Origin of the sequence: Neorhizobium puerariae (genome assembly GCF_042429745.1) — a bacterium.
Lineage (GTDB): Bacteria > Pseudomonadota > Alphaproteobacteria > Rhizobiales > Rhizobiaceae > Neorhizobium > Neorhizobium puerariae.
In genome coordinates this window covers 1-13,652 of record NZ_JBHMAA010000050.1, presented here as the reverse complement: position 1 = coordinate 13,652, position 13,652 = coordinate 1, and the positions used below count along the sequence as shown (strand labels likewise).

13 protein-coding genes and 1 other RNA gene are annotated in these 13,652 nt (G+C 65.4%); 5 read left to right on the top strand and 9 right to left on the bottom strand.

Annotated elements, in window-relative coordinates; all coding sequences use genetic code 11:
• Positions 1-95 precede the first annotated feature (95 nt).
• The 3 genes from ACFFP0_RS29895 to rimP all read right to left on the bottom strand — a co-directional run bounded on the left by ACFFP0_RS29895 (position 96) and on the right by rimP (position 3,065).
• Positions 96-803, bottom strand: coding sequence for an RNA-binding protein (locus ACFFP0_RS29895; protein WP_377265872.1), 708 nt, complete (start codon positions 801-803; stop codon positions 96-98).
• A complete protein-coding gene (gene nusA, locus ACFFP0_RS29890) occupies positions 800-2,398 on the bottom strand; it encodes a transcription termination factor NusA (RefSeq protein WP_377265871.1) in 1,599 nt (532 codons plus the stop codon). Before nusA ends, ACFFP0_RS29895 begins: the two co-directional genes overlap by 4 nt.
• Before the next feature lie 79 nt (positions 2,399-2,477).
• Positions 2,478-3,065 (bottom strand): ribosome maturation factor RimP, encoded by a 588-nt coding sequence (gene rimP / locus ACFFP0_RS29885; protein ID WP_377265870.1) that lies wholly within the window; start codon positions 3,063-3,065, stop codon positions 2,478-2,480.
• Between the two features lie 239 nt (positions 3,066-3,304).
• On the opposite strand from rimP, the gene ACFFP0_RS29880 reads away from it, so the two are divergent.
• A complete protein-coding gene (locus ACFFP0_RS29880; RefSeq protein WP_377265869.1) occupies positions 3,305-4,936 on the top strand; it encodes an MFS transporter in 1,632 nt (543 codons plus the stop codon).
• A gap of 57 nt (positions 4,937-4,993) precedes the next feature.
• Here ACFFP0_RS29880 and ACFFP0_RS29875 read toward each other — a convergent pair whose 3' ends face one another.
• The 6 genes from ACFFP0_RS29875 to ffs all read right to left on the bottom strand — a co-directional run bounded on the left by ACFFP0_RS29875 (position 4,994) and on the right by ffs (position 10,331).
• Entirely contained in the window at positions 4,994-6,310 is a 1,317-nt protein-coding gene (locus tag ACFFP0_RS29875; RefSeq protein WP_377265943.1) for a lytic murein transglycosylase, read from the bottom strand.
• A 218-nt stretch (positions 6,311-6,528) separates the two neighbouring features.
• Positions 6,529-7,134, bottom strand: a complete 606-nt coding sequence (recR, locus tag ACFFP0_RS29870) for a recombination mediator RecR (protein ID WP_377265868.1) — start codon at positions 7,132-7,134, stop codon at positions 6,529-6,531.
• A 97-nt stretch (positions 7,135-7,231) separates the two neighbouring features.
• Positions 7,232-7,843, bottom strand: coding sequence for a LysE family translocator (locus tag ACFFP0_RS29865; protein ID WP_377265867.1), 612 nt, complete (start codon positions 7,841-7,843; stop codon positions 7,232-7,234).
• A 63-nt stretch (positions 7,844-7,906) separates the two neighbouring features.
• On the bottom strand, positions 7,907-8,230 hold the full coding sequence (locus ACFFP0_RS29860; protein WP_377265866.1) for a YbaB/EbfC family nucleoid-associated protein: 324 nt from the start codon (positions 8,228-8,230) through the stop codon (positions 7,907-7,909).
• Positions 8,231-8,250: 20 nt separating this feature from the next.
• Positions 8,251-10,164, bottom strand: a complete 1,914-nt coding sequence (locus ACFFP0_RS29855; protein ID WP_377265865.1) for a DNA polymerase III subunit gamma/tau — start codon at positions 10,162-10,164, stop codon at positions 8,251-8,253.
• A gap of 70 nt (positions 10,165-10,234) precedes the next feature.
• An RNA gene (gene ffs, locus ACFFP0_RS29850) (signal recognition particle sRNA small type) lies at positions 10,235-10,331 on the bottom strand.
• A gap of 87 nt (positions 10,332-10,418) precedes the next feature.
• Here ffs and ACFFP0_RS29845 point away from each other — a divergent pair.
• The 4 genes from ACFFP0_RS29845 to ACFFP0_RS29830 all read left to right on the top strand — a co-directional run bounded on the left by ACFFP0_RS29845 (position 10,419) and on the right by ACFFP0_RS29830 (position 13,090).
• Positions 10,419-10,823 carry an HIT family protein gene (locus tag ACFFP0_RS29845; protein ID WP_377265864.1) on the top strand — a complete coding sequence of 135 codons (405 nt, stop codon included), beginning with the start codon at positions 10,419-10,421 and terminating at the stop codon, positions 10,821-10,823.
• 2 nt (positions 10,824-10,825) lie between these two features.
• Complete coding sequence (gene nudC / locus ACFFP0_RS29840; RefSeq protein ID WP_377265863.1) at positions 10,826-11,809, top strand: NAD(+) diphosphatase; 984 nt, start codon at positions 10,826-10,828, stop codon at positions 11,807-11,809.
• Between the two features lie 147 nt (positions 11,810-11,956).
• Positions 11,957-12,652, top strand: a complete 696-nt coding sequence (locus ACFFP0_RS29835) for a helix-turn-helix transcriptional regulator (RefSeq protein WP_377265862.1) — start codon at positions 11,957-11,959, stop codon at positions 12,650-12,652.
• Between the two features lie 69 nt (positions 12,653-12,721).
• Positions 12,722-13,090 (top strand): VOC family protein, encoded by a 369-nt coding sequence (locus ACFFP0_RS29830; protein ID WP_377265861.1) that lies wholly within the window; start codon positions 12,722-12,724, stop codon positions 13,088-13,090.
• Positions 13,091-13,652 lie beyond the last annotated feature (562 nt).

The window sequence follows — 13,652 nt, the reverse complement described above, 5'->3', positions numbered from 1 at the left end:
CCTGTTCCTTCGGACGGGAACGGATGGAGGCCATCAGGTCCCGTCAATCAAATGCAAATATCCGGTACGGCGGCCGGCGTCAGCCGGTGACCGTATCATTGTTCTGGCCGGCCAGCGCCGCCATTTGCTCCGGATTGACCGACACCGCGGTACTTTTCGAGCATGGTTGCGCGCTTCACTACACCCTCACCCGCCTGCCCTGCAAGCGCGCAAGCATGGATAAAAGCATTCTGGCCCATCACTTCGTCCATTTCAGCTCCCGTAAAGAGCGAAAAAGACGGAATGTCTTCCTGCATCTCGTTTCCGAGCGTCCAGGCCTTGCGGGCCTGGTCGATTTTCCTCACGCCGTCGGCCGCCGCATCGGCCGCATGGAACACCGCCAGTGCCGCGCCGGAGCGCACCGCCGCATCCACCTTCATCGCGCCCGAGATGAACTGGCCTGCCTTGCGGGCCATGTTCATCATGCCGACGAGGTCGGCTGCGATCAGCCGGTCGACGAGCGCGCCGAGATCGGCGTCGGCCTTCGCCTCGGTCTTCAGCGCCCGGGCGAAGAGCTTCCTCGCGACGGCCCGGTCGACAAGCGGCCGTTCCGCCCTGATCCAGCAGCCGCGGCCGGGAAGCTGCCGCTTCAGGTCCGGCACCACGCGCCCGTCCGGCGCGGCCACGAAGCGGATCAGTGCTTCCGGCGATGCCGTTTCGCGCGTGACGATGCAGGTGCGGTCGTTCACGACAATCTCGCCCAGGTCGTCATTGTCCGGCCCGTCATCGTCATCGGCGTCCGGGGCTTCTCGCAGCGGGATCATTCCTCTTCTGCGGTGTCCGCCTCCTCGGTCTGTTCCTGGGCGAGATCCGCTTCGGTGATCCAGCCGGCGAGCAGGCGCGCCTGAACGATCATGTTTTCGGCTTCGGTGCGGGAAACGTCGAATTTCGAGAACAGGCCCTCGAACTTCTTCGTCTCGCCATCCTTGCGTTCGGTCCAGCCGACGAGGTCGTCGGCGGCGCAGCCGGCGAAATCTTCGACCGTCTTGATGCCGTCCTCGCCGAGCGCCACCAGCATCTGGGCGGTCAGGCCGTTGATCTGGCGCAGCTCGTCGGAAACCCCGAGTTCCTTGCGCCTGGCGTCGTTTTCCGCCTCGATGCGCTCCAGGTAGTCGCGGGCGCGCGTCTGGATTTCCGTCGCCGTGTCCTCGTCGAAACCCTCGATCGAGGAGATTTCGTCGAGATCGACATAAGCCAGCTCCTCGACCTGCGCGAAGCCCTCGGAAGCGAGCACCTGGCCGATCATCTCGTCGACGTCGAGCGCGTCCATGAAGAGGTTGGTGCGCTCGTTGAATTCCTTCTGGCGGCGTTCGGACTCTTCCTGCTCCGTCATGATGTCGATGTCCCAGCCGGTGAGCTGGGAGGCGAGGCGGACGTTCTGGCCGCGGCGGCCGATCGCGAGCGAGAGCTGCTCGTCCGGAACCACCACCTCGATGCGCTCGGCATCCTCGTCGAGAACCACCTTCGAGACTTCCGCCGGCTGCAGCGCGTTGACGATGAACGACGCCGGGTCCTGGCTCCACGGAATGATGTCGATCTTCTCGCCCTGCAGTTCGCCGACCACGGCCTGGACGCGGCTGCCGCGCATGCCGACGCAGGCGCCGACCGGGTCGATCGACGAGTCGTTGGAGATGACGGCGATCTTGGCGCGCGAGCCCGGATCGCGGGCGACGGACTTGATCTGGATGATGCCGTCGTAGATTTCCGGCACTTCCATGGTGAAGAGCTTGACCATGAACTGCGGATGGGTGCGCGACAGGAAGATCTGCGGACCGCGCTGTTCGCGGCGCACGTCGTAGACATAGGCGCGGACGCGGTCGCCATAGCGCAGGTTCTCGCGCGGGATCATCTCGTCGCGGCGGATGATGCCTTCGCCGCGGCCGAGGTCGACGATGACGTTGCCGTATTCGACGCGCTTGACGGTGCCGTTGACGATTTCGCCGACGCGATCCTTGAACTCGTCGAACTGGCGGTCACGCTCGGCCTCGCGCACCTTCTGCACGATCACCTGCTTGGCGGACTGGGCGGCGATGCGGCCGAAATCCATCGGCGGCAGCGGATCGGCGATGAAGTCGCCGATCTTGGCGTCCGGGTTGCGGTCGCGGGCCAGCGTCAGCGGGATCTGGGTGCCGTAGTCCTCGGCGGCTTCCACCACCTCCAGCAGGCGCTGCAGGCGGATTTCACCGGTCTTGGAATTGATGTCGGCGCGGATGTTGGTTTCCGAGCCGTAGCGGGAGCGCGCGGCCTTCTGAATGGCGTCGGCCATCGCGGCCAGCACGATTTCCCGGTCGATGACCTTTTCGCGCGCCACTGCATCCGCGATCTGCAGAAGTTCAAGCCGGTTCGCACTCACTGCCATTGTCGTTGGTCTCCGTAGGTCGAAAGCATGGCCTCCTTGAAGGCCCCTGTCTCTTGTTCGGGTTATGTCTCTTGTTCGGTTATTCGTCGTCTTCGCCGTTCTGGTTCGCGGCCTGCGCCTTCGCGAGCTTGTCGGCCCGAAGCGCGTCGCGGATCAGATCGTCGGTCAGGATGAGCTTTGCCTCGGCCAGCGCCGAAAACGGGATCGTCACCCGCGGTTCCTCGCCATAGGCGACCTGGTCCCGCTCGACCGTGAACCCTTCTTCGTTCATTTCCGTGATCCTGCCGCGGAACCGCTTGCGGTTGTCGATCATGATCGACGTTTCGCATTTGATCAGATGGCCCTTCCAGCGGGTGAAATCCGATTTGCGGACCATCGGGCGGTCGATGCCCGGCGAGGACACTTCGAGATGATACGCCTTATCGATCGGATCTTCCACATCAAGAACGGGGGAGATGGCCATGGAAATGGCTTCGCAGCCGTCGACATCCATGGTTCCGTCGTTGCGCTCGGCCATGATCTGCAGCGTCAGGCCGTTCTGGTTCAGCATGCGCACCCGCACCAGCCGGTAATCCATGGCGGCCAGCACCGGCTCGATGATTTCGGCGATCCTGAGGTCGAGCCCGGTCTCGACGATGAGACGCGGCTCGTTTTCGGTTTGCGGCATAGGCTCTCCGGTTCGCTGCCCCGTCCGCTGGTCCGGCCGGGTTGGAGCGATCGCCTAACAAAAAAGAGCGGGTCCGGTCGGGCCCACTCTTCATCGGACGATCAAGAATATGGCCTGCATATACGCCCTTGGCCCCCCGATTGCAAGGGCGGCCTCTTTCTTTGGTCCCGACCGCTGGAATTTGAACCGGCTCGGTCTATAACCGTTCGCAGTGACGCACGAAAGAACGAGGCTGACAAGTGCCCGATCGGATATCGACTCTGGCTCCCTTCCGGCACCAAACATTCAGGACGATCTGGATCGCCAGCCTGGCATCCAACTTCGGCGGCCTCATCCAGGCGGTGGGCGCCGCCTGGATGATGACCTCGATCTCCGACTCGCAGGACATGGTCGCACTGGTCCAGGCATCGACTGCCCTGCCGATCATGCTTTTCTCGATGATCGCGGGCGCGCTGGCCGACAATTTCAACCGGCGCAGCCTGATGGTGACGGCGCAGCTCTTCATGCTGGTCGTCTCGGTGACGTTGACCGCCTGCGCCTATCTCGGCCTGCTCACGCCCTGGCTGCTGCTCGCCTTCACCTTTCTGCTCGGCTGCGGCACGGCTCTCAACAATCCGTCCTGGCAGGCGTCGGTCGGCGACCTGGTGCCCCGTGAGGTCCTGCCGGCGGCGGTGACCCTCAACAGCGTCGGTTTCAACATCACCCGCAGCGTCGGTCCGGCGATCGGCGGGGCGATCGTCGCCGCGGCGGGTGCCGCGGCCGCCTTCGCCGTCAATTCGCTGAGCTATTTCGCGCTCATCTACGCGCTCTTGCGCTGGAGGCCTGAAAAGCAGGACAACACCCTGCCGCGCGAAACACTTCTCAGGGCGCTTTCGGCCGGCCTCGGTTACGTGGCCATGTCGCCGAACATCCTCAACGTCCTGCTGCGGGCGCTGGTCTTCGGCATTTCGGCGAGCGCCATCCTGGCGCTCCTGCCGATCGTGGCGCGCGATCTGGTCGCCGGCGGGCCTCTCACCTACGGCATCATGCTGGGTGCCTTCGGCCTGGGGGCGATCGCGGGCGCGATGGGCAATTCGCGGCTGCGCGAGAAGTTTTCCAGCGAGACGATCGTCCGCCTGTCGTTTCTCGGCTTTGCGGCCAGCGCCGGCGTCATCGGCCTGAGCTCCAGCACCCTGGTCACGTCGCTCGTTCTTCTCGTCCCCGGCGCCTGCTGGGTGCTGGCGCTTTCGCTCTTCAACACGACCGTGCAGCTTTCCACGCCCCGCTGGGTCGTCGGCCGGGCGCTCTCGTTTTATCAGACCGCCGCTTTCGGCGGCATCGCCGGCGGAAGCTGGTTATGGGGCGTCCTGTCGGAGACGTTCGGCGCCCCGGTCGCGCTGACGCTTTCCAGCCTCGCCATGCTGTTCGGCGCGGCGATCGGCCTGCGCCTGTCCCTGCCGCAATTCGGCGACCTCAATCTCGATCCGCTCAACCGGTTCAACGAACCGTTGCTGAGGCTCGACCTGCAGCCCCGCAGCGGGCCGATCGTCTCGCTGGTGGACTATACGATCGCCGACGAGGACGTCTCCGAGTTTCTGCTGCTGATGTCCCAGCGCCGCCGCATCCGGATTCGCGACGGCGCGCGGCAATGGACGCTGATGCGCGACCTGGAGCATCCCGAGGTCTGGACCGAGACCTATCACACCGCCACATGGGCGGATTATGTCAGGCACAACCAGCGCCGGACCCAGGCGGATGCCGAGGTCTGGGACGCCATCCGCCGCCTCCATCGCGGCGACGAGGGGCCGCGTGTCCACCGCATGATCGAGCGCCAGACAATCCCGCCCAGGACGGACGTGTTCCACAAGCCTGCGCCCGACCTGCACCATTGAACCGATGTTGTCCTTCCGCAAAGCCCGGCTTTCCGATCTCCCTTCGAAGCGGTCGATCTAGCGGATCTTGCCTTTCAGCGACGGGTCGGGGAAGCAGGTGGGCGCCAGGCCGTTCTTCGCCTGCCAGTCGCCGAGCGAGCGGCGTGTCTTGTAGCCCGGCAGCCCGTCGACGTTCCCGACGTCATATCCTCTGGCGACAAGCGCCTTCTGCATGGCGAGCACGTCCGAGCGCAGCATCTTGCCGACATCCCCCCAGGGAGCCTGGAACGGCCCGGCGCCCGAGGCGATGCGATCGGCCAGGTTGCCGATGAAAAGCGCATAGAGGTCGGAATTGTTGTACTGCTTCAGCACGTAGAAATTCGGCGTGACGATGAATTCGGGGCCGTGCCGCCCGGCGGGCACCAGCATCATCCCGTCCGCCTTGAGATCGGCCGAGGGAAACGCCTTGCCGGAAATGCGGGTGATCCCCGTCGCGGCCCAGGCCGAGACCGGCCTGGCAAGGTCCGGCCCTTCCTGTGCGCAGGATACGTTTTGGGGAATGCTCACCTCGAAACCCCAGTCGCGGCTGCGCTGCCAGCCTTCCTTCTGCAGGTAATGGGCGATCGAGGCGAGCGCGTCCGGCACGGAGTTCCAGATGTCCGCATGCCCGTCGCGGTCGAAGTCGACGGCATATTTCAGGTAGCTCGACGGCATGAATTGCGGCTGGCCGAGCGCGCCGGCCCACGAGCCTTTCATGGTCGCCGGATCGGCATCGCCCCGCTCGATCATCTTCAGCGCGGCGATCAGCTCCTCGCGGAACATGTCCTTGCGGGTGGACATGAAGGCCTTGGTCGCGAGCACCTGCACGGCCGAAAACGGCAGTTTCGCCCTTCCGAAACCGGATTCGCGTCCCCAGATCGCCACGACGATCTCGCCCGGCACGCCATAGGCGGCCTCGATCCTCCTGAGCACGGCCGCATGGGTGGAAAAAAGCCCGCGGCCGGTCGCGGCCAGTCCCTGCAGCCGCTTCTCCGAAAAATAGGCGCCGGGCGAAGAGAATTCCGCCTGGCTCTGGTCCTGCTGTTTCGGCGGCTTCGTGCCCGGCGGCACGAGATCGGGCAGGTCCCAATTGAGCGTCACCCCCTGGAAGGCGATCTTCAGCGTGCCGTCCGAGATGCCGGCCTTTTTCGCGGCCGGGCCCAGATCGCCGACGATCCATCGCTGGAACTGCTTTTCCACGTCCGGCCTGTTCTGGGCGAGCGCGGGAAGGGGGAGGAGGGCGGTGAATAGGGCGAAGACCAATGCGACGGCTCGCCTGATGGCGCCCCCCTCTGCCCTGCCGGGCATCTCCCCCACAAGGGGGGAGATCGGATGGGGTTGGCGCCCTGCCCAAATCACAGCAAGCGATTGGAAGAGGCGCAGCAGGCGCTTCTTGATCGAGACTGATGCAGGTGCCGCAACGAGGAAAGAAGAGCGTGCCTCTGGCCGATCTCCCCCCTCGTGGGGGAGACGTCCGGCAGGACGGAGGGGGGCGGGCTTGCGCAATGCTCTCCCGCTCGTTCCCGCAGACAAACCGGAGGGGATAAGTCTCCACATGCTCAAGCCTCCCGAGCCTATATCGCCGTCCGCGCCCTGAGCGCGGCCGTCAGCGTGCCCTCGTCGAGATAGTCGAGCTCGCCTCCCACCGGCACGCCGTGGGCGAGCCGCGTGATCTTCACGTCGATGCCCGAGAGCTGGTCGGTGATGTAGTGGGCGGTCGTCTGGCCTTCGACGGTCGCGTTGACCGCGATGATGATCTCGCGGATCGTCCCTTCGTTCACGCGGTCGATCAGCCCGCGGATGTTGAGGTCGTCCGGCCCGATCCCGTCGAGCGGCGAAAGCGTGCCGCCGAGCACATGATAGGCGGCATTCATCGCGCCGGCCCGTTCCAGCGCCCAGAGGTCGGAAACGTCCTCGACGACGATCAGCATGGACTGGTCGCGGCGGATATCGGTGCAGACCGTGCAGGGGTCGACGGTGTCGACATTGCCGCAGCGCGAGCACACCTTCACCTTGTCATAGGCTTCGCCCATGGCATGCGACAGAGGCCCGAGAAGCTGCTCCTTCTTCTTGATCAGGTGCAGCGCCGCCCGGCGCGCGGAGCGGGGCCCGAGGCCGGGAACCTTCGCCAGAAGCTGGATGAGTTTTTCGATTTCGGGGCCGGTGACTCGCTTTGCCATGCGGCGCTTGTACTCCATATGCCGGCAAAACGGAACGCCGAGAAGCCTGCGGGTTGGAACCGGCCGCAGGGGCGTTCCGGCGCCGGGTCACGACGGTTCAGCGCGCCGCGATGGCCGCGGCGGCGCCCGCCATCGTTCCGGCGGAGAAACGGTTGGCGATCTTCACCGCCCGACGGCTCTTGAGGAACTGCCGCGCCTTCGCGGCAAGCATCACCCAGGCGAGATCGACGACGACAAGCACGACGAACATCGCTGCGACCAGCTCCAGCCAGCCGGTCAGCGTCACGCCGCCGAGATCAATGATCGAGGGCAGCAGCGCCACGTAGAACATCATGATCTTCGGGTTGCCGAGCGTCACGGTGAGCCCGGCGAGGAACATCTTAGGCGCCGAGCGGCTTTCCGGCAGGTCCTCCTGCGGCCCGGCCGGTTCCGCGAACCACATCTTCCATGCGAGGAAGAGCAGGTAGGCGACGCCGATCCACTTGATCGTCACGAAGACGAGATGGAAGCTCTCCGCGATCGCGGCGAGGCCGGCGACCGCGAACGACAGCCACACGGCTTCACCGACCCACATCGCCGCCAGGAACGGCAATACGTCGCGATAGCCCTTCGAAAGCACGCGCGCGACAAGCGCGGCGATGCTGGGACCCGGCGAGCCGGCGGCCACGAAAAGCGCCGCGGCGAAGACCAGAAGCGATGTGAGCGTCATCGGAACCTCTCCATTCCCCCTGACAACGGGATTGACAACGGGATCAGGACACGGGCAGCAGGATCAGAACGGAAGCTTCATGCCGGGCGGGATCGGCAGGCCGGCGGTCAGTTCCCTGGTCTTTTCCGCGGCGATCTGCTCGGCCCGTTCCTTGGCGGCCTTGTGGGCCGCGATGATCAGGTCCTCGAGGATTTCGACGTCGTCTTCCTTGAAGAGCGAGGGGTCGATCTTCAGCCCGAGCATCTCGCCCTTGCCGTTCAGCCGCACGGTCACGAGGCCGCCGCCGGAGGTGCCTTCGACGTCGAGCGCGGCGATATCCGCCTGCATCTTCTCCATCTTGGCCTGCATTTCCTTGACCTTGCCCATCATGCCCATGATGTCGCGCATGTCGCTTTCCTCTTCTTCTCTTATAGTTCGATGTCGTCGCCGGGCAGGATGTCGCCCTCGGCGGATTCCGCGGTCGCCGGTGCGGGCTGCTCCTCCGCCTCGTTCTCCTCTTCCGCGGCGCGGATGCGCACGTCGATGATCTTCGCGCCCGGGAACTGGGCGAGGATTGCCGCCACGTCCGGGTCGGCGCGGGCGTCGGTCTTGCGCTGTTCCTGGGCCTGCTCTTCCGCCTGGGCCAGCGTGGGCGCGCCCCGCTCGTTGGAAAGCGTCACCCACCAGGTGATCCCCGTCCATTCCCTGAGCTTCGACGTGAGGTCGTTGAGAATGGATTTCGGCGCGTCGGGCTCGAGATTGATTTCCAGCCGGCCCGGTTCGAGCTTCACCAGATGGACGGACTGGCGGATGCGGGCGCGCAGGACGGGCTCGCGGTTCTTGGCGCAGAGTTCGGCGATATCGTCCAGCGACCGCACGGGAACCCTGGGTTCCGGCTGAGGCTCGGCCGCGGCTTGCATCGCCGGGCGCTCCAGCGGCTCCCCGACGTTTTCCGGTGCGGGAACGGCGCGCAGCATGGCGGTCGGCCCCCGTCCTGAAGCTTCGGCCGGAACGCGCGGCGCCGACATGTCCGCGCCGCGGGCGTTCACCGGAGATTGCGGCGGCGAGACCGGCCGTCCTCCGCCCCCGTTGCCGCCCCCTCCGTTTCCGCCATTGCCGCCCGCGGCGGGCGGGCGCTGGCCGTCGCCATTCGCAAGATCCGCAAGCCTGCGCGCCGCCTCTTCCGGCGAGGGAAGATGGGCGGCGTGGGTCAGCCGGATCAGCACCATTTCGGCCGCGCCGGCGGGCCGCGAGGAATTCTCCGCTTCCGGAATGCCCTTGAGCAGCATCTGCCAGATGCGCGACAGCGTGCTGACCGCGACGGTGTCGGCGAATTCCTGGCCGCGCACGCGCTCGATTTCGCTGAGCGAGGGGTCCTGCGCCGCGTCGGGAATGTATTTGAAGCGGGTGACGAGATGGGTGAAATCGGCAAGGTCGGTCAGCACGACGACCGGATTGGCGCCGGCCTCGTATTGCGCGCCGAATTCGGAAAGCACGGCCGTCACGTCGCCGCGCACGATATGCTCGAAGAGATCGACGATGCGGGCGCGGTCGGCGAGCCCCAGCATGCCGCGCACGGTTTCCGCCAGCACCCGGCCGCCGCCATGGGCGATCGACTGGTCGAGCAGCGAGAGCCCGTCGCGGGCCGAACCCTCCGCTGCGCGCGCGATCATCGCCAGCGCTTCCGGTTCGGCCGGAATGCCTTCCTTCTCCAGGATCGTGGTGAACAGGCCGACGAGGTCGGCGGCGCTGATGCGGCGCAGGTCGAATCGCTGGCAGCGGGAAAGGACGGTGATCGGAACCTTGCGGATTTCCGTCGTGGCGAAGATGAACTTCACATGCTCCGGCGGCTCTTCGAGCGTCTTCAAGAGGCCGTTGAAGGCCTGCGTCGAGAGCATGTGCACTTCGTCGATGATATAGACCTTGTAGCGCGCCGAAACGGGGCGGTAGCGCACCTGCTCGATGATCTCGCGGATGTCGTCGATGCCGGTATGCGAGGCAGCGTCCATCTCGATCACGTCGACATGGCGGCCTTCCATGATCGCCTGGCAATGCTCGCCGGGTTGCCTGAGGTCGATCGTCGGCTTGTCGATCCCGGCGGTCTTGTAGTTCAGCGCGCGGGCGAGGATGCGGGCGGTGGTGGTCTTGCCCACGCCGCGAACCCCGGTCAGCATGTAGGCCTGCGCGATGCGCCCGGTCTCGAATGCATTGGTGAGCGTGCGGACCATCGGCTCCTGGCCGACCATGAGGTCCGAGAAATCCTTGGGACGGTATTTGCGGGCAAGCACCCGGTATCCGTTTCCGGCGGGGGTGCTCGTCTGTGTGGGCCCGATATCGCTCATTCAGTCCAGCCTGCGCGGGCCGTTCCAGCCACTTGACCGGACCGGAAGCTGACCAAGATGGTAGAAAAAGGTGGGAGGCTGGCACGGCGACCCGTGCCGGGCTCGTTAGGGCTGCTTCCTTCCGGACCTGACCCGGTTGGCGAGTGGCTCGTCCACCACCAACCTCCCGCCGCACATATCGGCAATAACGCTTCCAAATGCAAGCCAACCCTGTAAAAAACTGCTATCGAATAAAAAAACGACGGAGGAATGCCTTGGGCGATTTCGAACTGGACGGGATACTCGCCCGGGATTCCGAACCGGTGACGGTACTCGGCCTGTGCCAGCTCCGGCTGCTGAAGGACAGCCGCTGGCCCTGGCTGATGCTGGTGCCGCAGCGAGGCGGCATGACCGAGATCTTCGATCTCACCCCCCTCGACCAGGCGCTTTTGACCTTCGAGACGAACATGGTCGGGGCGGCGCTGAAGAAGGTGACCGGCGCGACCAAGATCAATGTGGGCGCCCTCGGCAACATCGTTCGCCAGCTGCATGTGCATGTCATTGCCCGGTTCGAGGGCGATCCGAACTGGCCCGGCCCGATCTGGGGTTTCGGCCAGGCGGCGCCCTATGACGAATCGCGGAAACAGGATTTCCTCAAGAAACTCATTGAAGCTCTGTGATCATGGCCGCGACCCTTTTTAAAACCGATTCTCCCCATCCCGAACCCAGCGAGCTCACGGCTTTTTCCGGCAACAGGCTGGATCGCCAGGCCGAGTACCGCGACGACGATTGCCTTGAAAAGGCGCTCGCGATCGAGGGCGCGCATCTTTTCGCCTTCACGGGCAGCCGCCTGATCCTCAAGCACGACGGCCAGGTCCTCGATCCGCTCTTCGCGCCCTACGAGCTTGCCGAGCTGCGGCCCGATTTCGACAATGCCGTCCTGCTCGGCTACAAGGAGAACGGCGAGCCGCGCATCGCCGTGCCGGTCCTGATCCCCGCCGAGGAACTGGCCAGCCACTACAAGCCCACCGAGGCGCGGGCGCTCTTCCGCGATTCGCTGGTCGAAGGCGAGCTGCAGGGGGAGGTCGCGCAGGCGGTCTCGCTTCTCAACTGGAACGCCGCCAACCGGTTCTGCGGCCGGTGCGGTTCTCCCACCGAGCCGAAGATCGGCGGCTACAAGCGCGTCTGCACCCAGTGCCAGCACATGATGTTCCCGCGCACCGATCCGGTGGTGATCATGCTGGCCATCGATGCGGAGCGCGACCGGTGCCTGCTCGGCCGCAGCCACCATTTCCAGGAAGGCATGTATTCCTGCCTTGCGGGTTTCGTCGAGCCGGGCGAGACGATCGAGAATGCCGTGCGCCGCGAGACCTTCGAGGAATCCGGCATCGAGATCGGCCGGGTGCGCTACCACGCCTCCCAGCCCTGGCCCATGCCGCATTCGCTGATGATCGGCTGTTATGCCGAGGCGACCTCCATCGAGATCAGGATCGATCCGCAGGAAATGGCGGATGTCCGCTGGTTCGAGCGCGCCGAGGCCGCCGCCATGCTGGATGCCGGGCCGGACAGCCCCTATTTCGCGCCGGTCCGGGGAGCGATCGCCCACCGCCTGCTGCGCGACTGGATCGAATGGGGTGAGGACTGGTCGGCGAAGCCGACGGAATGATCCAGTGAACCATTCCGAAGGACGAACGCCCGGGAGCGCAAGCGAAGGGCCGGGCGGTCGGGCAAACTCGACGCAACGACCCGCCGAACCGTTCCGAAGGACGGAGCGAACGGCTCACCGCCGGGAAAAACAAGGGGGCGCAATCTCATGACCGTTGCCCGTTCGGAGCGCCTTCTGGTCCTTCTCCAGGTGCTCCGTCGCTATCGACAGCCCGTCAGCGGCGCAAGGCTGGCGGCGGAAACGGGCGTCAGCCTTCGCACCCTCTACCGGGATATCGCCAGCCTCCAGGCCCAGGGCGCCTTCATCGAGGGCGAGGCCGGCCTGGGCTACGTCTTGAAGCCCGGGTTCATGCTGCCGCCGATGATGTTCACCGAGGAGGAGATCGAGGCGCTGGTGCTCGGCTCCCGCTGGGTGGCGAAGACGGCTGATCCGCGGCTCGCCGCCGGCGCCGTCGATGCCCTGGCGAAGATCGCCGCCGTGCTGCCGCCGGACCTGAAGGCGGAGCTCGATGCGTCGACCCTGCTCGTCGGCCAGCGGCGCCGGCAGGAGGACAGGGCCGATCTCGGCCTGATCCGCAAGGCGATCCGGGCGGAACATGTTCTCGAACTCGCCTATGAGGACGACAGGGGCGTGCCGACGCAGCGCAGGGTCTGGCCCTTCGCGCTCGGTTTCTTCGACAATGTCCGGGTCACGGTCGCGTGGTGCGAGCTGCGCCGGGATTTCCGGCATTTCCGCACCGATCGCATGGTCTCGGTCGTTTCGACGGGCGAGCGCTATCCGCGCCGCCGGCAGGTTCTTTTGAAGGAGTGGCGGAAGATGCAGGGAATCCCTGCCGAGCCATGATTGCTGCTGCCATTATCTGACAGCAGGGCACGCTAGGGTGAGGTCGGTCCCAAACAAAGGAGCACTGACATGGTTCACCCCGATTTCATCATCCTCTTCGTCGACAATCCGTTGAAAAGCGCCGATTTCTACCGGTCGCTGTTCGATGCCGAGCCCGTCGAGCGCTCGGCGACCTTCGCCCTGTTCGCCCTGCCGACGGGCATGCGGGTCGGCCTCTGGTCCAGCCATACGGCCGAGCCGCCGGTGACGGCCGCCGGCGGCGGAGCGGAAGTCTGCTTCAGGCGGGACGATGCCGCCGATGTGGACCGGATCTACGCGGACTGGACGAAGCGCGGGCTCCGGGTCCTGCAGACGCCCGTCCACATGGATTTCGGCTATACATTCGTCGTGACCGACCTGGACGGCCATCGCCTGCGGGTCTATTCGATGAGCGAGTGAGGCCGTGAAAGAAGGGAGCAGGAGCCGCCCCTCTGCTCTGTTGGGCATCTCCCCCATGGGGGGGAGATCGCATATGAGGAACGGAGCAGGTGCGGTTTGCTCCCTCTTCTCATCCAAGAAGTGCCGAGCAAAGCGAGGCGATGAGGGGGTGCACACGCGGCAAACGCATCGCCAGCCCGTTTGGCTTCGCCTCCCTTGCCCTTCGGACCGCCTTTGCCGGGGCGGGCCACGGGTCTCGCCCGTTCTCGGACCCCCACAGGGGAGAAAGGGAGCAAGCTCCTCCCTTACCATTCCACCGAAGCCTCGGAATATCTCGCTCATATGCGATAGCCCTGCCTGGTGGGGAATATGCCCGGCAGGGCAGAAGGGGGTGCGGCGAGGCAGATCAATGCCTTGGCGAAAAACGATGGGAAAAATCACCCGTATTTTTCCCCGGCCTTTCCGTCGGTGTCTACAATCCCTGCGTTCCGTTTCGGCTGCCCCGGTCAAGCATCGCCGGCGAGACGGGACCGGTGCCCTGGTGAACCGCCGTCGATGCAGGCGGGCCGTCAGGGGCTGCGCA